This window comes from Xanthomonas sp. NCPPB 3174, from assembly GCF_056725205.1.
Genome location: NZ_CM161517.1, coordinates 560,380 through 580,865, shown reverse-complemented (window position 1 = coordinate 580,865; position 20,486 = coordinate 560,380). Strand labels below are relative to the sequence as shown.

Genomic DNA, 20,486 nt, shown 5'->3' with positions numbered 1-20,486 from the left:
GACAGCGGGATGCCATGATCACGATGCGCGGCCTGTGCCTGTTGCTCGCCGTGGCGGCGAGCGGCGGCATCGCACCAGCACGCGCCACCGACGCCATGCCGCTGCAGGCACAGCCGGCGCAGTTGCAGGCCGAACACTGGATCGCACGGCTGCCGGCGGCCTCGCCGCCACTGCTGCAGGCGACGCAGCGCGCCGCGTTCAACGCCCGGCTGCTGCGCGACGATGCGTCGATGCACGACCTGGCCGCGTTGCCGACGCAACTACCTGCCGCGCAGGTGCGCGCGCAGATCCTGGCGCTGTCGGCGCCGCCGACGCGCACGCTCTACGACACCCAGGGCGGCGCACTCGACGCCGCGCGCCTGCAGGCGCTGCAGCACGCGCTGGCGCTGGAGGCGCTGCCGGCACAGGTGCAGCCGCGTTACGCGCTGGTGGTGCAACGCACCGACCTGCGGCGCTTCCCCACCGCCGAGCGCGTGTTCAGCGACCGCGACGATCGCGACATCGACCGCTTCCAGGAATCGGCGCTCTATCCGGGCAGCGCAGTGGCGATCCTGCACGCCAGTGCCGATGGCCAGTGGCTGTTCGTGCTGGCGAACAATTACGCCGCGTGGATCGCCCGCGATCATCTCGCCGAGGGCGACCGCGCCAGCGTGCTCGCCTACGCGCAACGCACGCCACGGCTGCTGGTCACCGGCGCACGCGCGGCCACCGTGTTCACCCCGGAACTGCCGGCGGCCTCGCAGGTGGCGCTGGACATGGGCAGCGCGCTGCCGTTGCTGCGCGACTGGCCGCCACAGAACAGTGTCAACGGCCAGTCGCCACTGGCCGCCTACGTGGTGCAGTTGCCGCTGCGCGACCGCGACGGACGCCTGCAACTGATACCCGCCCTGGTGCCGCGCAGCGCCGACGTCGCCGAGGCGCCGCTGCCGGCCACGCCGCAGATGCTGCTGCAGCAGGCGTTCAAGTTCCTCGGCGAGCGCTATGGCTGGGGCAACGGTTACGACGCGCGCGACTGCAGCGGCTTCGTCGTCGATCTGCATCGCAGCCTCGGCATCGAGTTGCCGCGCAACACCGGCGACCAGGCGCGCAGCCCCGCACTGATGTCGGTGCCCTACACCGCCACTGATCCGCTGCCGCAGCGGCGGCAGGCATTGGCGCAACTGCGCGTCGGCGACCTGGTCTACATCCCCGGCCACGTAATGCTGTTGATCGGCCACGAGGATGGCCAGACCTGGGTGATCCACGACGTGGCCGGCGCCAGCTACCGCGACGCTGCCGGCCGGTTGCAGCGCGTGCGCCTCAACGGCGTGTCGGTGACGCCGCTGGAACCGCTGCTGCTCGGCGACGGCACGCCCTTCATCGACCGCATCACCCGCATCCAGCGCCTGCGCGCGCCGACCGCCGAATGAAGATCACCGAGATCCGCCTGGGCATGCTGCGCGTGCCGCTGAAGACCCCGTTCAAGACCGCGCTGCGCACCGTGCAGGCGATCGAGGACGTGGTGGTCATGGTCCACACCGACGACGGTCGGATCGGCCATGGCAGCGCACCGGCCACCCCGCCGATCACCGGCGACACTCATGGATCGATCATCGCGGCGATCGAGCGCTGCCTGGCACCGCGCCTGATCGGCGAGGACATCGCCGACCTGCAGCGCCTGCGCGGCCTGATCCAGGGCGCGCTGGAACACAACAGCAGCGCCAAGGCGGCGCTGGAGGTCGCCGTGCACGACCTGTGGGCGCAGCTGCATGATGCGCCGCTGTACCAGCTGCTCGGCGGTGGCACCCCGCAGCTGACCACCGACCTCACCATCAGCGTGAATGCCGTGGACACGATGGTGGCCGACGCGCTGTCGGCGCTGGCGCGCGGCTTCGTGGCGCTGAAGATCAAGATCGGCACCGATCTGGCCGAGGACATCGCACGGGTCAAGGCGATCCACGCCGCGGTCGCCGGCCGCGCGCAGCTGCGGCTGGACGCCAACCAGGGCTGGACGCCGAAGCAGGCGGTGCAGGCCATGCACGCGCTGGAGCGCGCCGGGGTGACGCTGGAACTGCTGGAGCAGCCGGTCAAGGCCGGCGACGTGGACGGCCTGCAGTACGTGACCGAACGCGTGCAGACCCCGGTGATGGCCGACGAGAGCGTGTTCTCGCCGGCGCAGGCGATCGCGCTGCTGCAGCGGCGCGCGGCGGACATCGTCAACATCAAGCTGATCAAGGCCGGCGGCCTGTCCAACGCGCTGCGCATCGCCGACATCGCCGCGGTGTACGGGGTGCCGTGCATGATCGGCTGCATGCTCGAATCGAGCATCGGCGTGGCCGCGGCGGCGCACCTGGCGGTGGCGCGCGCGGACGTCATCACCAAGGTGGACCTGGACGGCCCGTCGCTGGGGGCGTTCGACCCGGTGGTGGGCGGGGTGCAGTTCGACGAGGCGCAGATCCGCATCGGCGAGGCGGCGGGGCTGGGGATTCGCGAGATCCAGGGGTTGGAGCTGTTGCCGCGGTCGGTTTAGGGAGGGTGCTGCGTCGTGCGTGGCGCCCGGCGCTCTGCGCCATGCGGCGAAAAGCGGCGCCTGGCTGCACTGGCGGACACGAAGGCCGATTCTCCAGCGTCCGCCCGTGACTGGAGCAGGTCTCCAATCACGATCGACAATGCACTCGTAGGAGCGGCTTCAGCCGCGACAGGCGTGACCGGGAAGGCCTGTCGCGGCTGAAGCCGCTCCTACAAGGGACAGGGCGACCGCCTTGCCACGGCCGGCGCGTGCGCAGTCCCTGAACCAGGGCCTTTCAGCCACCATAGGGATCGACAGTGCGAATGCTGCCATCCGGTTCGATGTGCAGCGGCGTGCACTTGACCGAGCGCAGGTGGGTCACGCCGCCTGACAACAGGGCATCGTGATAGAACAGGTACCACCGGCCTTCAAACCTGCAGATGGAGTGGTGCGTGGTCCAGCCCACCACCGGCTTCAGTAGCACGCCGCGATAGGTGAACGGTCCATACGGGTTGTCGCCGATGGCGTAGCACAGCAGGTGCGTGTTGCCGGTGGAGTAGGACAGGTAGTAGCGGCCCTGGTCCTTGTGCAGCCACGGTCCCTCGAAGAAGCGGCGCGCGTGGTCGTCGGCGCGCAGCGGCTGGCCGTGTTCGTCGAGGATGACGACTTCATGTGTGCGCTCCGCCAGCTGTGTCATGCCGGAGTCCAGCTTGGCGATCCGCGGCCCCAGCGCCGGTTCGTCGCCGACAGGCTCGGCGTGCGCCGCATCGAAGCGGTCGTCGCGGTACTTCTGCAACTGCCCGCCCCAGATGCCGCCGAAGCAGAGGTAGTGCGCGCCGTCGTCGTCCTCGAACACGGCCGGGTCGATCGAGTAGGTGCCGGCGATCGGCTCCGGCGCGGCAACGAACGGGCCTTCTGGGCGATCGGCCACCGCCACGCCGATGCGGAACAGATCCTGCGCGTCCTTGGCCGGGAAATACAGGTAATAGCGGCCGTCGCGATGGGCCGCGTCCGGCGCCCACATCTGCCGGCTCGCCCACGGCACGTCGCGCACATGCAGGGCCACGCCGCAGTCGGTGGCCGCGCCGTCGGGCGCGTCCATGCGCAGCACGTGGTAATCCTCCATGCCGAAGTGACCGCCCTCGTCGTCGAACGGCGCGCCGCTGTCGATGTCGTGCGACGGATAGATGTACAGGCGTCCCTCGAACACGTGGGCCGATGGATCGGCCGTGTAGATGTGGGTCACCAGTGGTTGCGCGATGGCGTGCGCCGCGAGATGGCCAAGGTCGCTGAGGTCGCGCACCTCGCCGCCCTGCCGACGTGCCTGCAGCTCGTGTTCGATGCGGAGTTCCATGCGTTTGTCGATCCGGTAGAAGAACAGCAGCGCCACCGCGACCAGGAACGGGAGGGCGCTGTAGACGCTGACGGTCAGGCGAATGCCGTCCACCACGGCCTGCGGCTGCTGTGGCGCACCCGCCTGGTAGCCGTGGTGCGCGAGGATGCCGGCGACCAGCGCACCGCCGATGCTGAGCCCGATCTTCAGCCCGCACAGCATCGCCGAGAAGATGATCGCGGTGGCGCGGCGATGGTTCTTCCATTCGGAGTAGTCGGCGACGTCGGCGATCATCGCCCACAGCAAGGGGATGGTGATGCCGTAGCAGAAGCCGTGCAGCATGAAGGCGCCGAAGGCCACGCCGATCGCGGTGGGCGGCAGGACGTAGAACACCAGCAGGAACAGGGTGGAGACCAGCAACGCGCCGCCGAAGGCATCGCGCTTGCCGAAGCGGTCGGCCAGGCGCCGCGAGAAGCCGATACCCAGGATCATGCACAGGATGCCGCAGGCATTGAACAGGCTGAACGCCGAGGTCGCCGGATCCTGCGGCCAGGTGAAGCCGGACAGGCCCCATCCGCCGAGCAGCGCGTTCACCCCGCCGATGAAACCGTTGAAGCCGGAGGCGTCGAGAAAGCCCGCCAGCGCGGCCTCGCTGAGGTAATACTGGAAGTAGTAGATGTAGGTGCCGCCCTTCAGCGCCAGATTGACGAAGACCAGCACGGTCAGCGCCAGCATCACTTTCCACGGCCGGTTGTGCAGCAGGTCGGACAGGTCCTGCAGCACGCCGGCAGACTGCTCCTTGGCAGGCACGATGCGTTCGCGCGTGGTAGCGAAGGTGATCAGGAAGAACAGCGTGCCCACCACCGCGAACACCGTCATCAGGCGCTCGAAGCCGCGCACGTTGTCGCCGTCGCCCAGGATCAGCACCAGCGGCAGCAGCAGCACCTGGATGATGAACTGCGCGATCATCACCGCCACGAAGCGGTAGGCCGACAGGCTGTTGCGCTGGGTCATGTTGCCGGTGAGCACGCCGCTGAGCGCCGAGTACGGCAGGTTGTTGGCCGCGTACACCAGCATCAGCAGGCCATAGGTGGTCAGGGCGTACAGCACCTTGCCGCGCGCACCCAGGTCCGGGGTGCTGAAGGCCAGCAGCGACAGCACGCCGAACGGGATCGCCGTCCACAGGATCCACGGCCGGAACTTGCCCCAGCGCGTGGCCGTGCGGTCGGCGGCGATGCCGATCAGCGGGGTGAACACGAACGCGCCGAGCAGGCCGATCACGAAGATGATCGTCGCCGCCGTGGCCGCCGGCAACCGGTACACATCGGTGTAGAAGAAAGCCAGGTAGGTGATCAGCGTCTGGAAGATCAGGTTCGCCGCCAGGTCGCCCAGGCTGTAGCCCAGCTTCTCGCGCACCGACAGCGTGTGCGCGGCGGTCTCCGCACTGCGGGCCTCAGTCACGGCGCGCCTCCACGGTGAAGCCGGCACGCACGCGGGCATCGGCGCTAGAGCCGCCGATCCGCACGTCGTAGCGTCCCGCCGGCACGACATACGCGCCGCGCGCCTCGTCGTACTGCCGCAGCGCCTGCTGCGCATCCAGCTCGAACGTCAGGGTCCGGCGTTCGCCAGGGGCGAGGTGCACACGCTGGAAACCGCGCAGCGTTTGCTGCGCATCGCCGGGCGCGGCCGCCAGCCGCCGCACGTACAGTTGCGCCACTTCGTCGCCGGCCCGCTTGCCGGTGTTGGCCACCTCCACTTGCACCTTGAGGCGTCCGTCGTCGGCGATGCGCGGCGCATCCAGGTGCAGCTTGCCGTAGTCGAAGCGCGTATACGACAGCCCGTGACCGAACGGATACAGCGGCGTGCCGCGGAAGTAGCGGTAGGTGCGGCCTTCCATCGCGTAGTCGTCGAACGCAGGCAGCGCCTGGTCCGCCCGGTAGAACGTCACCGGCAGGCGGCCGGCGGGATTGACCTCGCCGAACAGCGCCTGGCCCACCGCGGTGCCGCCGCGCTGCCCCGGATACCAGCTCATCAGGATCGCCGGCAGATGCGCCTGCGCCCAGTCCACTGCCATCGCCGAGCCGCCGGTCAGCACCATCACCACCGGCTTGCCAATGGCGTGCAGCGCCTCCAGCAAGGCGCGCTGCGGCGTCGGCAAGCGCAGATCGGTGCGGTCGCCGCCGGCGAAGCCCGGGTAGTCCACCTTCATCTCTTCGCCCTCGACATCGCCGGTCAGGCCGCCGACGAACACCACCACATCGGCGCTGCGCGCGGCATCCAGCGCCTCGTCGAACGGTGGCTTGGCCCCGGGCATGCGCCAGCCGAGGCGCACGCTCGCGTCGCGCTCGGCGTCGTAGTACTCCAGCGTCACCGCATAGGCGCGGCCCGCCTGCAGCTCCAGGTCCACGCCGTCGGCGCGCATGCGGTCGCTGTCGGTCCAGTGATCCAGCACCAGTTTGCCGTCCACGTAGAGACGGAAGCCGTCGTCGGCGGCCGCCTCGATCCGGTAGCGGCCCGAGACCGGCGGCAGCAGCTGGCCGCTCCAGCGGATGCTGAAATGATCGTTGGGAATGCCCTGCCCCGGCCCCGCTTCGCCGCGGGCCAGCAGATTGTCGGTCGGCGAGCCGCGGTCCCAGCGGAAGCCGATCTGCGCGTCGGTGCGGACCAGCGCCGGCGTCCCCGACAGATCGGGCGTGCGGAAGTATTCGCCGCGCAGGCCGCGTTCCGGCGAATCCGCCGAGGGCCGCAGATACGTCGGCTCGATCAGCGGCGTGGCGCCCGGATCGTCGCGCCCTTCGACCAGATCCACGCCGCGCGCATAGCGCACCTCGATGCCCTTGGCCGCGTCGCGGATGCCCTGCAGGATCGTCACCGGCGCCGCCGGCGTGCCGAAGTAGTTGCCGAGCAAGGCCATGGTGTCGTCGGCGGTCGGGCCGACCACGGCGATGCGCTTGAGCTTGCGCGAGAGCGGCAGCACGCCATCGTTCTTCAGCAGCACCAGCGATTCCTGCGCGGCCTGCAGGGCCAGCGCATCGTGCGCGGGCGCCTGGTTCACCGACGCCGGAATCCGCGCCCAGCGCACGCGCTCGGGCGGGTCGAACATGCCCAGTCGCATGCGCGCGGCGAACAGGCGCGTCACCGCATCGTCGATCTCCGCTTCGCCGATCAGCCCCTGGCGTACCGCCGCCGGCAGCGTGGCGTACTCCTGGCCGCACTCCAGTTCGGTGCCGTTCTTGACTGCCAGCGCCGCGGCGGCCTCGCGACTGGGCGCCAGATGGTGATGCTTCCAGATATCGACGATGGCCCAGCAGTCCGACACCACGTAGCCGGTAAAGCCCCAGTCGCGGCGCAGCACGTCGCGCAGCAGGAACTGGCTGGCGCTGGCTGACTCGCCGTACACCCGGTTGTAGGCGCCCATCACCGCATCCACCTTGCCCTCCTTCACCAGCGCCTCGAACGCGGGCAGGTAGGTGTCGTAGAGGTCGCGCTTGCTGGGGCGCGCGTCGAAGTGGTGGCGGTCGGCCTCCGGGCCGCTGTGCACGGCGAAATGCTTGGCGGTGGCGTCGAGCTTGCGGTACACCGGATCGTCGCCCTGCAATCCCTGCACGAAGGCCACGCCCATGCGCGCAGTGAGGTAGGGATCCTCGCCGTAGGTTTCCTGGCCGCGGCCCCAGCGCGGGTCGCGGAAGATGTTGATGTTCGGCGACCAGAAGGTCAGCCCCTGGTAGCGGCCATGCGCGCCTTCGCGCAGGAACTGGTGGTGCTTGGCGCGCGCCTCGTCGCTGATGGTGGTGGCCACCTGCCCCATCAACGGCACGTCGAAGGTGGCGGCCAGCCCGATGGCCTGCGGAAACACGGTGGCCTGCCCGGCCCGCGCCACCCCATGCAGCGCCTCGTTCCACCAGTCGTAGGCCGGCACGCCCAGGCGCTCGATCGCCGGCGCGGCGTTCTGCATCTGCGCCGCCTTCTCCTCCAGGGTCATCTGCGCGACCAGCGCCGCCGCCCGGGTCTCGAAGCTGGCCGAGGTGTCCTGCCACGGCTTGACGTCGACGGCGTCGGCGGCATGGCCCACGCCGGCCAGCGCGATGGCGGCGCACAGGGCCAGCGTACGGAACAGGCGGCCACGAACACCGCTGCGAAAGGAAGACCTGCGCATCATCATCGTTTGCTCCTGGGGGCGCGCTCGTCGCGCGCGAAGGGACCGAGCAGGGCGCCCACGAAGCCGCCCGCACGATCCGTACTCAACACCGTCCCGTCGACGTCGTCGGCGAGGGTCTGCCAGCCTTGCCCTGCGCCGGTGTCGAACGCGAACGCATACGTGCCGTTGTCGCCGGCGATCTTCAGACGCAGCGACGTGGACGCGTCCACTTCGCGGCTGGCAACGATCCTGGTCGCGCCCTTGCCCCCGCGCGCTTCGAGAAACACCACCACGCGATCGCGGCCGAGACTGCGCACGCCGAGGAAGTACCACCAGTCCTCGTTCTGGAACGCCGCCAGCCCTGCGGCCACGCCCGCCGCCGGCCGGGTCAGCGCGGTGCTGGCCTCGAACCGCAGGTGCTGCTGGCGGCGCCCCAGGAACGCGGGGTTGCGCAAGGTGTCCAGGTTCTCCGGCAGCGGATGCACGGCCAGGCTGCCCGGATGCGTGCGCAGGTCCGCCCAGTCCTGCCTGGGCACGCGCACGCGCAACCAGGCATTGCCGAGCGTCGGTGCGTCGAAATCGTCGCGCTCGGCGAAGTTGCCGGTGGATGGCGCCTGCGACGCCTCGCCCTGCATCCACGACGGCGCCTTGACCGCATACGGGATGGCCTGCCCGGCCGGCAGGATCACCGGCCAGCCGTCGCGCCACTGCACCGGCAGCAGGTAGGTCTCGCGCCCGGTGTTGTAGTGGCGCACGTCGTAGGTACGGCTAGCCAGGAACACCGCCCACCAGGAACCGTCGGGCCCTTCCACCAGGTCCGCATGCCCGGCATTGGCGATCGGCAGCGGCCGAGCGTCGGGCAGGTCGCGCTGGGTGAGGATGGGATTGCCCGCGTACGGCTGGTAAGGCCCCCACACGTCGCGGCTGCGCAGTACCACCTGCGAGTGCTGCGGCCCGGTGCCGCCCTCGGCATCGGACAGGTAGTACCAGCCGTCGCGTCGATACAGGTGCGGCCCCTCGATCCAGATCGGATTCTTTGCCGGCTCGACGCCGCCGTCGATCAGCACCTTGCGCGGCCCGACCGGGGTGAAGGTCGCCAGGTCGAGTTGCTGCATCCAGATCGCGCGGTGGCCGTCGTAGCGCGCCGGGCCGGGCGGCGCGTCGTTGTTGAGCAGGTAGACGCGGCCGTCTTCATCGAAGAACAGCGACGGATCGATGCCGCCGATGCTCGGTAGCCAGTGCGGGTCCGACCAGGGGCCAGCGGGATCGCGCGCGGTGGCGATGAAGTTGCCGCCGCTGTCCACGGCGGTGGTGACCACGTAGAACACGCCGTCGTGGTAGGAAATGGCCGGCGCGAAGATGCCGCGCGACACGCTCAGGCCATCGAAATCCAGTTGCGTCGGCCGCTCGATCACGTTGCCGATCTGTTTCCAGTGCACCAGGTCGACGCTCTCGAACACCGGAATGCCCGGGAAGTAGGTGAAGCTGGAATTGACCAGATAGAACCGCCCGTTCGCGCGGACGATGCTCGGGTCGGCGTGAAAACCGGCCAGGATCGGGTTGCGGTAATGCCCGGCCGGCAACGGCGCCTCGAAGGCTGCGTCGCGCCCGGCGTAGTCGAACCAGTCGAAATAGACCGGCGGTGCGGGCGCGGCCCACAGCGGCTGCAACGCCGCGGACAGCAGCAGCAAGGCCGTGGCGATCAGCGCACGCATCAGGGAACCTCTGCAGAAAGTGCCAGTTCGAACGGCCCTGCCGGCGCGCCGGCACTGTCGCGCAACGTGCAGACCGGGCCATCAGCCCAGCAGTAGCGCACGCGCATGGCGGAGGCGGCCTGCGGGCTGCGCAGCACCACGTCGCGCCCCTCCAGCGCGGCGTCGGCATAGGTACAGCGCTGCGCCTGCGCATCGCAGAGTTCGAAGCCGATGGGGCCGTTGGCGCCGGTCGTGACCAGGCGGCCGGCGACATCGTCGAACGCGATCCGCACTGCGCCCTGCGCGCGCGACGCCGTGCGTGGCGTCGGACCGGATGGTGCCAGTGCGCGTTCGCCATAGACCACGTGGCGCGCCACCTGTGCCAGGCGTCGTCCCAGTTCCTGCTTGTTCGGCGGATGGATGTCGTAGGCATCACCGATGTCGATGGCCACCGCGATGCCGCTGTACGGGTCTTCCGCGGCCACGCGGCGCTGCGCCTCGCGCACCTGCGCCCAGCCGCTCTCCACCGGGGCCTGCGGCGGCAGGCCATAGCCGGCGAGCTGCACCACCAGCAACGGCATCTTTGCGCCGAACTGCCGGCGCCAGTCGTCGCGCAAGCCGCGCAGCCGCGTCGCATAAGCCGTGCCCTCGCCGGTGTTGGATTCGCCCTGGTACCACAACATGCCGCGCAGCCCGTAACGTCCCAGCGGCGCGATCATGCCGTTGTACAGCGTCGACATACCGGAGGCCGCATGCCACGGCGCCAGCGGCGGTGACTGCGGATCGGGCGCAATGCGGTACTGCCAATGCCGATCCAGGACGATGCGCGTGCCATCGGCCAATTCGACGGCATGCGCACCGGCGGGGCCTGCCAGTCCGCCTTCGCCGTAGGTATCCAGCACGTTGACGACCACCGTGTTGGTGCCCGCCCTCAACAGGCCGGGCGCAAGCGCGTACCGGCGTGGATCGCTCGGCGCGTTCTGGCTGCCCACGGCCACGCCGTTCACCCAGGTTACGTCGGCTTCGTCGACCGGCCCCAGCACCAGCCGTGCGCCCTGCGCCGCTTGCGCGGCGCTCAGGGTGACCTGCGTGCGATACCAGACCATGCCGTTGTAGTCGGCCAGCGCCGGCACGCCCCAGCGCTCCCATGCGCCGAGCGCCTCCGGCGCGTCCTGCCATCCGGTGCCGCCAATGCCGGGCTGCCAGGGCGTATCGCCCGGCCTGGCACCGGCGCGCGTGGTCCACCACTGCTGCCAATGCCGGCCCCAGCGCGCGCTCGCCGCGATGGGATCGGTGGCAGACAGCGCCAGAACGTCCAGCGCCTCGTCCATGCCGCCCTGTGCACGCAGGGCGTCGGCGCTGGTCCAGGCCTCGATCCGCGCACCGCCCCAGGCCGCCTGGATCAGCCCCATCGGCACCTTGACCGTCTTCTGCAGCTCCCGCGCGAAGTAGAAGCACGCGGCCGAAAACTCCCGCACCGTGTCCGCCGCCGCGGGTCGCCACGCGACCGCAGCGGCGAACGCATCCTGCGGCGCGACCGCCGCGGCCTTGGGCACGGTGAACAGACGGATATTGGGCTCAGCGGCCGCGGCCAGTTCGCGGCTCGCATCCAGCGCGCGCCACACCGGCAGCTCCATGTTCGACTGCCCGGAACACAGCCACACATCGCCCACCAGCACATCGCGCACGACCTGGCGCGCCTGTCCCGCGCGCACCGTCATCTCGTAAGGACCGCCCGCGGCGACCGGCTTGAGCGTGGCACGCCAGTGGCCGCCGGCATCGGCGCGTGCGCTGACGGTCTGCCGGGCGAAGGTCACCGACACCGTGGCGCCCGGCGCGGCGTTCCCCCACACCGGCATCGGCCGGTCGCGCTGCAGCACAGCGTGATCCTGGAACAGCGCATGCAAGAGCGGCGCCGCGTCCTGCGCCATCCCTGGCGTGGCGCTGCACCCCAAGGCCGCCGCCAGCAACCAGCCCGTCCACGTTGTCGGCTTCATCGTCCATCTCCAGGTGCGGAGGGAAACTGCAGGGCCTGATACCAGGCCAACGGATGCGGCGGCGGCGCTTCGCCTGCAGGCAACGGCCGTCCGCTCACCGACTGGAAATACGCCACGCTGGCATCGCGCCACCACTGCGCCTCGCGCAACTGGATGCGCAAGAACGCTGCCACCTGCGCATGCCGCTCGGCGTCCACCTTGCCGCGCAGCCCATCCCAGGTGGCCTGCATGGTCCGCACCTGGCGCACGCCTTGCGTATAGCGGCCGACCAGTTCGTCCCACAACGGTCGTCCGGAGGCCATGCGGTGGTCCCACGGAACATGGTGGAACCACAACAGCAGCGACTCGGGCACCCGCGCCGGATCGCCATACACGGCCGCCACCTCGGGCGCGTACTGGCTCACCGCATTGCTGCCATGCGCAGTGCGATCGAAGCCGATGCCATCGCGGTCGGCGCGGTGGTAATACACCGCCGTCCAGTCCGCGCGCGGGCCGCCGTCCACCCAGGGGCCGGGGCCGTAGTGGTGGCCGCGCGCCATCAGATGGTGCAGGCCCAGCGGGGTCATGTAGTTCACCGCGGCCTCGCGCGAGCCCATCATCATCCCCACGATGGGCTGCACCACCTCGGGCGCCGGCGAGAACGTCATCGCCGCCCAGTCCTCGGCGATGGCGCGGGCGGATTGGTGCGGATTCCAGGCCAGGCGGCCGAAGGCATACCAGTTGGCCTGGTCGAAGTGCGAGCCGCTCCAGGTGCGGTCATTGCCGATGTTGGCGACGCCGGCGATGCCGGTCAGGGCATGGCCCTCCAATGTGCCATCCACCACGTCCGCCACCGTGGAGCCCGCGCCGCGCGCGTGGGTGTCGGCCTGCAGCACTTCTTCGTACAGCGGCCCCAGGTACACCAGGTGCGTGGCGAAGCCGAGATACTCCTTGGTGATCTGCACCTCCAGCATCAGCGGCGTGCGTGGCATGGCGCCGAACAGCGGATGGAAGGGCTCGCGCGGCTGGAAGTCGATGGGCCCGTTCTTGACCTGCACGATCACGTTCGGGCGGAAGGCACCGTCGAGGCCGACGAACTCGGTGTACGCCTGCATGGCACGGTCCACCGGCACGTCGTGGGCGTAGACAAAGGCCCGCCACATCACCACGCCGCCGTGCGGCGCCAGCGCATCGGCCAGCAGATTGGCGCCGTCGGCGTGCGAGCGGCCATAGTCCTGCGGGCCGGGCTGCCCTTCGGAATTGGCCTTGACCAGGAAACCGCCGAAATCGGGAATGCGCGCGTAGATCTCGGCGGCCTTGTCGCGCCACCAGCGCTGCACGGCCGGATCGTGCGGATCGGCGGTCTTCAACCCGCCCAGTTCGATGGGCGCGCTGAAGCGTGCGCTCAGGTACACGCGGATGCCGTAGGGCCGGAACACCTCTGCCAGCGCCGCCGCCTTGTCGAGGTAGGCCGGCGCCAGGCTCTGCGCATTGGCGTTGACATTGTTCAGCACCGTGCCGTTGATGCCGACCGAGGCGTTGGCGCGTGCGTAGTCGGTGTAACGCGGGTCGCGCCACTCCGGCAGGCTCTGCCAGTCCCACAACGAGCGGCCGGCATAGCCGCGCTCGACATGGCCGTCCAGGTCGTCCCAATGGTCGAGCACGCGCAGCCGGATCCGTGGCGACTCGCGCACATCGAGCGCGTCGAGCGATGCGCCTGTCTGCAGCAGGCGCAGCAGATGGAACACCCCATACAGCACGCCGATATCGCGGCGTGCGCCCACCAGCAGCACGGAGTGCCCGTCGATGCGCGTGCGCTTGAGCAGGTAGCCCTCCTCGCCCAGCGCCGCGATCTCCTCGCGAAATGGCGCAAGCGCTGGCGACGACTGTGGCGTGCCCAGTACGACGGCGTGGTCGCCGGTCGCCGCGGCCCGCATCGCCGGCGCGCGTCCGAACAGGCCGGTAAGGCCACGCACCAGCTCGTCGCGCGCCACACGCTGCGTCGGGCTCTGCTCCGGCGCCACCACTTCATCCAGGCGCAAGCGCACGTCCGTCGTGCGCGCGGCGCCTTGCGACGGCAGATAACGCAGCCACAGCGCGGCGCCATCCTCGGCACGCGCGACGCCCGCGCAGGCCATCAGCGCGATGGCAGCACACGCCATCCAGTGACACCGAATGACATGCAAACGCCCACCGAGCAGCGCCAGCAAACCTTGTAAGCTGCGGGCGTGCCCGCGGCGCGGCAGCGTCAGCAAAAAGAAAGGGAACGCGTTTTGGACAAGCCGAAGAAAGCGGTCCGCCGCAAGACCAGCGGGGTGACGATCGACGAGGTGGCGGCCCTGGCCGGCGTCTCGCCGATGACCGTCTCGCGCGCGATCAACCAGGGCAAGGTGCGCGATGCCACGCGCGAGCGCGTGATGCGCGCGGTGCGCGAGCTGGGCTATACGCCCAACCTGGCGGCCAGTTCGCTGGCCGCCGCGCAGCACACGCGCATCGCCCTGATCTACACCAATCCCAGCGGCGCCTACCTGCGCGAACTGCTGGTCGGCCTGCTGCGCGTCGCGTCCAACGCCGCCATCCAGTTGGTCATCCACTACTGGGAAGACCTGGACGCCGACGCCGAGCGCAAGGCCGCGCGCGCCCTGGCCGGGCGCGTGGACGGCGTGATCCTGCCGCCGCCGTTGTGCGAGTCGCAGGCGGCGGTGACCGAACTGGTCAAGGCCGGCATCCCGGTGGTCGCGATCGCCGCAGGTCGCCTCAGCGACGCGATCTCCTGCGTGCGCATCGATGACTTCCACGCGGGCAAGGAGATGGCCGAACACCTGATCGGCCAGGGCCATCGGCGCATCGGCTTCATCCGCGGCCGCCAGGATCTCAGCGCCAGCGCGCGGCGCTACGAGGGCTTCGTCACCGCCCTGCAGGAGGCCGGGCTGAAGATCGAGCCCGGCCTGGTCCAGCAGGGGGACTACACGTATCGCTCGGGGCTGGCCGCCGCCGAGAAACTGCTGTCGCAGCGACGGCCACCGACCGCGATCTTCGCCAGCAACGACGACATGGGCGCGGCGGCGATCTCGGTCGCGCACCGGCGCGGCCTGGAGGTGCCGCGCGACCTGTCGGTGGTGGGCTTCGACGACACCTCGGCCGCCACCACCGTCTGGCCGGAGCTGACCACCATCCACCAACCGATCGCCTCGATGGCCGACGCCGCCATCGACATCCTGCTGCGCAGCATCCGCCGCAAGCGCGACGACGCGCGCGTGTCCAGCGACCACGTGGTCCCGCACCGGCTGGTGCTGCGCGGTTCGGTCGCCGGCCCGCCCGAGGGGCGCTAGCGCAGGACGCAGGCTCATGCGCTCGGGCATGCGACGGTGGTCTCCGCTTCGTTGAGCGCGCCGAGCGCAACCCGCGACACCGACAGCGTCATGGTGCCCGCCGTCGCCAATGCCCAGGGGCGATCCAGCTTGCCCAGATCCGCGCCGGCCGCCGCCAGGCACTTGAGCGGCACGCCCACGCGCGTCCATTGGCCCACCGGCAGGGCGGTCAGCGTCTCCCCGATCGCCACGCGCGCGGTGCAGCCGCTGCCGCAGCCGACCGCCAGCCACGCCTCGCCGCGCGGTGCGGCATCCACCCGCAGCGTGGTCACCAGCATCAGGTCGCCGTTGCTTTCGCGCTGCAGGTCCAGCGGCGTATGCGACTGCAGCGCGACCACCGCCTCGCGCCCGCCCGACCAGGCGAGGCGGCGGCCGTCTTCCTGCGCCAGGTGATCGACGCCGGTGACGTTCAACAGCGCGCCGTCGAGCGATTCCGGCACGCGGGTGACGGTCACGCCCTGTCCATTGGCCCCTTCCAGGCGCAAGGCCATGCCCGGGCCGGCCGCGCCGCGGGCGAAGAACACGCCGGCCGCACCTTCGTTTCCGGTGAGGCCGGAGACTTCCGGCAACCTGGCCAGGTTGCCGTTGTCGGCATAGCGCAGGCCGTAGCCGAAGGCGAACAGCGGGTCGTAGCCCTGTTGCCCCACGTTGTTGGCGTATTGCGTGGCCGTGCGCGGCCAACTGAAGCTCAGCGTGCCCTTGAAGTCGTGCTGCACGCCGCCCTGCGCGGTGCGCAGCAACACGTCGGCGATACCCGCACCTTCCGAGCCGGGCAGCCACGCCGCCACGAAGGCATCGGCGGCGTTGAGTTCGCGGTTGACCCATAGCGGGCGCCCGCTGAGGAACACCGCGACCACGGGAATGCCGTCGGCCGTGAACCGCTTGATCAGCGCCAGGTCGGTGTCGTCGCCCGGCTTGTAGGCCAGGGTCGGCCGATCGCCCTGGAACTCCGCATACGGGTTCTCTCCGAACACCACAACGGCCACGTCCGGCTTCGTCGTGTACTTGCCGTCGACCGAAAGCACGGCCTCGCCGCCGGCGGCCTTGGCCTGCTGCGCGAACCCCTCGTAGATGGTGTCCGCATTCGGGAAGTCCTTGTGGGTGGTGCCGGTGCCCTGCCAGTTCAGCGTCCAGCCGCCGGCCTGCTTGCCGACGTCGTTGGCGCCGTCGCCGGCCACGAGGATGCGTTGCTTCGGCGACAGCGGCAGCAGACCGCCCTGGTTCTTCAGCAGCACCAGCGACTCGCGCACCGCCTGCCGTGCCACCGCCCGATGCGCCGGTGCGCCGATCAGCGCGAACTGCCCACCGACCGCGCGCGCCGACGGCTTGCCCGCCTCGAACAGGCCCAGCCGCATCTTGACCCGCAGGATCCGGCGCACCGCATCGTCCAGGCGCTGTTGCGAGATGGTGCCGTTCTTCGCCGCCGCCAGCGTGGTGGTGTAGAAGCCCTTCCAACTGTCCGAGGCCATGGCCATGTCCAGGCCGGCGTTGATGGTGGCCGGGCAGTCGGTGGGCGTGCAGCCCTTGACCTGCCCATGGCCGTTCCAGTCGCCGACCACGAAGCCGCCGAAGTGCATGCGTCCCTTCAGCGCATCGGTCAGGTAGGTCTTGTGGCCGTGCATCTTTTCGCCGTTGACGCTGTTGAACGAGGCCATCGCGGTCTGCGCACCGGCGGCGATGGCCGGGGGATAGCCCGCGGCGTGGATGCGCACCAGCTCGGCTTCGCCGATTTTGGTGTCGCCCTGGTCCCGTCCGTCGGTGGTGCCGCCGTCGCCCAGGAAGTGCTTGACCGAGGCGATCACATGGCGGCCATCGAGGAACGCCGGCGTTCCCACCTTGCCCTGCAGTCCCTCGACCATCGCACCGGCGTAGCTGGCCACCACCGCGGGCGATTCGGAATAGCCCTCGTAGGTACGCCCCCAGCGGTCGTCCTGCGGCACCGCCACGGTCGGCGCGAAGGTCCACTCCATGCCGGTGGCGCGCGTTTCCAGTGCGGTGATTTCGCCGATCCGGTGCAGCAGCGCCGGATTGCGGGTCGCGCCCAGGCCGATGTTGTGCGGGAACAGCGTGGCGCCGACGATGTTGCTCTGTCCGTGCACGGCATCGATGCCGAACAGCACCGGAATCGCCTTGCCGCCCTGCGACGTATCCATCGACGCCGCATAGAACGCATCGGCCAGCGCCAGCCATTCGGCCGGCGCGGCGTCGTAGCGGCCGCCGGGATCGGAGTTGCCGCCGGCCAGGATCGACCCCAGGCGATATTTGCGCACGTCCTCCGGGGTGAGGCTGCCGATATCGCCCTGCACCAACTGGCCGACCTTTTCCTCCACCGTCATGGTGGCGATCAGGTCGGTGAGGCGCTGTTCCAGCGCGGGATCCTCGGGCAGCGGCCAGCGCACGCTGGGCCAGGGGCTGGCCTCCGCGCGGGCGGGCGCTGCGGCCTGGACGTCGCCCTTGCACACGGCAAGCGCGAGCAACAGCGCGGCCAGCAACATGCCGCTGTGGCGGGTGGAATCGGTGTCGGTCACGGCGCTGCTCCTTGCCGCCGCGCTCAGCGCAGCAGGTACTGGTTGATCAGGTTCTCGTAGCGCTCCTGGCGGCCGCTGATCTGCCGCGGCTCGCCGCCCTTCGCGCCCAATGCGGCGAGTTCGGCGAGGCCGAGCGCGCCGCGCGCGAAGTCCTGGCCGGCGCCGCTGTCGAAGCTGGCATAGCGCTCCTGGCGCCACTGTTCCCAGGGCGAGTCGGTGAGCAGCGCATGGGCCACTTCCAGACCACGAGCGAAGGCATCCATGCCGCCGATGTGGGCAATGAACAGGTCCTCCAGCTCGGTGGACTCGCGGCGCACCTTGGCGTCGAAGTTCAGGCCGCCTTCCAGGCCGCCCTGGCGCAGCACCACCAGCATGGCGCCGACGGTGTCGTACAGGTCGGTGGGGAACTGGTCGGTATCCCAGCCGTTCTGCGCATTGCCGCGGTTGGCGTCGATGCTGCCCAGCAGGCCGTGGTCGGAGGCCACCTGCAGGTCGTGTTCGAAGGTATGGCCGGACAGCGTGGCGTGGTTGGCCTCGATGTTGAGCTTGAAGTCCTTGTCCAGGCCGTGCGCCTTCAGGAAGCCCGCCACCGTCGCGCTGTCGAAGTCGTACTGGTGCTTCATCGGCTCCATCGGCTTGGGCTCGATCAGGAAGTTGCCCTTCAGGCCGATGCTGCGGCCGTAGTCGCGCGCCATGGTGAGGAAGCGCGCGAAGTGCTCGAGTTCGCGCTTCATCTGCGTGTTGACCAGCGAGGCATAGCCTTCGCGGCCGCCCCAGAACACGTAATGCTCGCCGCCCAGCTCCACCGTCGCCTCAAGCGCCGCCTTCACCTGCACCGCGGCGCGCGCCACCACGGCGAAATCGGGATTGGTCGCGGCACCGTTCATGTAGCGCGGATGCGAGAACAGATTCGCCGTGCCCCACAGCAGTTTCATGCCGGTCGCATCCTGGCGCGCCTTGGCCAGGCCGACCATGTGCTTGAGGTTCTTCTCGTACTGGCCGGCATCGTCGGCGTCCGGCGCCAGGTCGATGTCGTGGAAGCACCAGTACGGCACGCCGAGCTTGGTGAAGAACTCGAACGCCGCATCCACTTTCGCCTCGGCGCTGGCCAGCGGCGCACCGACCTCCCAGGGGAAGTGGCGCGTGCCCGGGCCGAACGGATCCTGCCCGGCGTTGCAGAAGGTGTGCCAGTAGCAGACCGCGAAGCGCAGATGGTCCTGCATGGTCTTGCCGCCGACGACCTTGTTGGCGTCATAGACCTTGAAGGCCAGCGGGTTATCCGAGCCACGGCCCTCGAAGGGGATGCGGCCGATGCCGGGGAAGTATTCCTTGGCGCCAATGAAGGGCTGGGTGTGCATGGTGCGGATTCCTGTCGTGGTGGGAGGCAGTGCGAAACGGAGGATCAACCGCGGAACAGCGGCATGACGGCATCGAGGTGGCGCAGGAAGCGCGCATAGGCCGCGGCATAGGCCTGGGTGCGCGCCGGATCTGGACGGGCAGACAGCTGCGGATCCACCGCCACATGCTGTTGGGCGATGTCGGCGATGGAAGCGGCATCGCCGCGTGCCAGGCCGATGGCCCAGAGCGCCTGCAAGGCGGCGCCGAAAGCCGCGCCTTCCGGCTGCGTGGGCACGTCCACCGGCAGGCCGAACACATCGGCCACCAGTTGCCGCCACGCGCCGCTGTTGCTACCGCCGCCGGTCAGCACGATGCGCTCGAACTGCATGCCGGCACGCACGAAGGCGTCGAAGCCGTACTTCAGGCTGTACGTCGCCCCTTCCATCGCCGCGCGATAGAGGTGGGCCGGGGTCATGTTGTGCGTGTCCAGGCCCGCCAGCACCCCCTTGCCCAGCGGCAGGTCGGGCGTGCGCTCGCCGTTGAGGAACGGCAGCATGACCAATCCGTCGGCGCCGGGCGCGGTGGCGTGCAGGTGCGCATCGCCGTCGCGGCTGCTGAAGCCGAACGCGGCGGCGACCTGTTCGGTCGCCACGGTGCAGTTCATCGTGCAGATCAGCGGCAACCAGCCGCCGGTGGAGGAGCAGAACGCGGCCCACGCGCCGTCCGGGTCGACCACCGGCGTGTCGGAGTAGGCGAACAGGGTGCCGGAGGTGCCCAGGCTCATCGCCAGACGACCGGGCACGACGCAGCCGGTGCCGATGGCCGCCATCATGTTGTCGCCGCCGCCGACGGCGACCTTCAGCGTCGCCGGCACGCCGAGCAAGTCGGCCGCGGCCGGGTCGATGTCGAACAGGGCATCGGGTGCGGCCAGGCGCGGCAGGCAGTCCGCCAGGTCGCGCTGCGGATCGGTGGCGCGCAGCAGCTCGGTCGACCAGGTGCGCGTGCGCACGTCCAGCCAGCCCGTGCCCGAGGCGTCGCCGTACTCGCAGAAGCGCTGGCCGGTCAGCACGAAGTTGAGGTAGTCGTGCGGCAGCAGAATGGTGGCGAGGCGCGCGTAGGCGTCGGGCCGATGGGTCTTGGTCCACGGCAGCTTGGACGCGGTGTAGCCGGCCAGGATCGGGTTGCCCGCCAGCGCGATGGTGCGCGCCGCGCCGCCGACCGCGTCCATGATCTGCACGCACTCGGCCGAGGTGCTGGTGTCGCACCACAGCTTGGCCGGTGCCAGCACCTCGCCTGCCGCATCGACCGGCACGAACCCATGCTGCTGGCCCGAGACCGCGAGCGCGGCGAGGCGCGAGCGCAGCGCAGGATCGATGGCCCGGAAGCAGGCCTGCAGGGCCGCGACCCAGTCGGCCGGATGTTGTTCACGGCGGCCATCGGCGGCGGAATGCAACTCCAGCGGCGCACTGCTGCTGGCCACGACGCTGCGCCCGACCGGGTCGTAGACCACGACCTTCAGGCTCTGCGTTCCCGCATCGATTCCGGCTACCAGTTCCCGTTCTTCCACGTCGTACCGCCTTCTCGTTAGCGCTATCATTTTTGGACGGCAGCGTGTGTGCC

Annotated in this window: 11 protein-coding genes and 1 pseudogene; 3 read left to right on the top strand and 9 right to left on the bottom strand. The window is 70.0% G+C overall.

What is annotated here, in order from left to right:
- The first annotated feature begins 14 nt into the window (after positions 1–14).
- Together AC1PK7_RS02630 and AC1PK7_RS02625 are read left to right on the top strand one after the other, a co-directional pair.
- A complete protein-coding gene (locus AC1PK7_RS02630; protein ID WP_481099771.1) occupies positions 15–1,409 on the top strand; it encodes an SH3 domain-containing protein in 1,395 nt (464 codons plus the stop codon).
- Positions 1,406–2,509, top strand: coding sequence for a dipeptide epimerase (locus AC1PK7_RS02625; protein ID WP_481099770.1), 1,104 nt, complete (start codon positions 1,406–1,408; stop codon positions 2,507–2,509). The genes AC1PK7_RS02630 and AC1PK7_RS02625 overlap by 4 nt, the downstream gene beginning before the upstream one ends.
- A 274-nt stretch (positions 2,510–2,783) precedes the next feature.
- Here AC1PK7_RS02625 and AC1PK7_RS02620 read toward each other — a convergent pair whose 3' ends face one another.
- The 6 genes and pseudogenes from AC1PK7_RS02620 to AC1PK7_RS02595 form a co-directional block, all read right to left on the bottom strand.
- Positions 2,784–3,791 carry a glycoside hydrolase family 43 protein gene (locus AC1PK7_RS02620; protein WP_481100830.1) on the bottom strand — a complete coding sequence of 336 codons (1,008 nt, stop codon included), beginning with the start codon at positions 3,789–3,791 and terminating at the stop codon, positions 2,784–2,786.
- A pseudogene (locus AC1PK7_RS02615) lies at positions 3,792–5,321 on the bottom strand (MFS transporter); the annotation flags it as partial.
- Entirely contained in the window at positions 5,275–7,977 is a 2,703-nt protein-coding gene (locus AC1PK7_RS02610) for a glycoside hydrolase family 3 protein (protein ID WP_481099769.1), read from the bottom strand. The pseudogene AC1PK7_RS02615 and the gene AC1PK7_RS02610, both read right to left, overlap by 47 nt.
- A gap of 2 nt (positions 7,978–7,979) precedes the next feature.
- On the bottom strand, positions 7,980–9,674 hold the full coding sequence (locus AC1PK7_RS02605) for a glycoside hydrolase family 43 protein (RefSeq protein WP_481099768.1): 1,695 nt from the start codon (positions 9,672–9,674) through the stop codon (positions 7,980–7,982).
- On the bottom strand, positions 9,674–11,650 hold the full coding sequence (locus AC1PK7_RS02600; RefSeq protein ID WP_481100829.1) for a sialate O-acetylesterase: 1,977 nt from the start codon (positions 11,648–11,650) through the stop codon (positions 9,674–9,676). Before AC1PK7_RS02600 ends, AC1PK7_RS02605 begins: the two co-directional genes overlap by 1 nt.
- Positions 11,647–13,791, bottom strand: a complete 2,145-nt coding sequence (locus AC1PK7_RS02595; RefSeq protein WP_481099767.1) for an alpha-glucuronidase family glycosyl hydrolase — start codon at positions 13,789–13,791, stop codon at positions 11,647–11,649. Before AC1PK7_RS02595 ends, AC1PK7_RS02600 begins: the two co-directional genes overlap by 4 nt.
- A 111-nt stretch (positions 13,792–13,902) precedes the next feature.
- On the opposite strand from AC1PK7_RS02595, the gene AC1PK7_RS02590 reads away from it, so the two are divergent.
- Positions 13,903–14,961 carry a LacI family DNA-binding transcriptional regulator gene (locus AC1PK7_RS02590; RefSeq protein WP_481099766.1) on the top strand — a complete coding sequence of 353 codons (1,059 nt, stop codon included), beginning with the start codon at positions 13,903–13,905 and terminating at the stop codon, positions 14,959–14,961.
- Positions 14,962–14,975: 14 nt separating this feature from the next.
- Here the strand turns inward: AC1PK7_RS02590 and AC1PK7_RS02585 are convergent, their stop codons facing one another.
- The 3 genes from AC1PK7_RS02585 to xylB are packed head-to-tail and all read right to left on the bottom strand — an operon-like array spanning position 14,976 to position 20,463.
- Positions 14,976–17,495, bottom strand: a complete 2,520-nt coding sequence (locus AC1PK7_RS02585; protein WP_481100828.1) for a glycoside hydrolase family 3 protein — start codon at positions 17,493–17,495, stop codon at positions 14,976–14,978.
- Between the two features lie 56 nt (positions 17,496–17,551).
- Complete coding sequence (gene xylA, locus AC1PK7_RS02580; protein ID WP_481099765.1) at positions 17,552–18,886, bottom strand: xylose isomerase; 1,335 nt, start codon at positions 18,884–18,886, stop codon at positions 17,552–17,554.
- A 44-nt stretch (positions 18,887–18,930) separates the two neighbouring features.
- A complete protein-coding gene (xylB, locus tag AC1PK7_RS02575; protein WP_481099764.1) occupies positions 18,931–20,463 on the bottom strand; it encodes a xylulokinase in 1,533 nt (510 codons plus the stop codon).
- Positions 20,464–20,486: the final 23 nt, after the last annotated feature.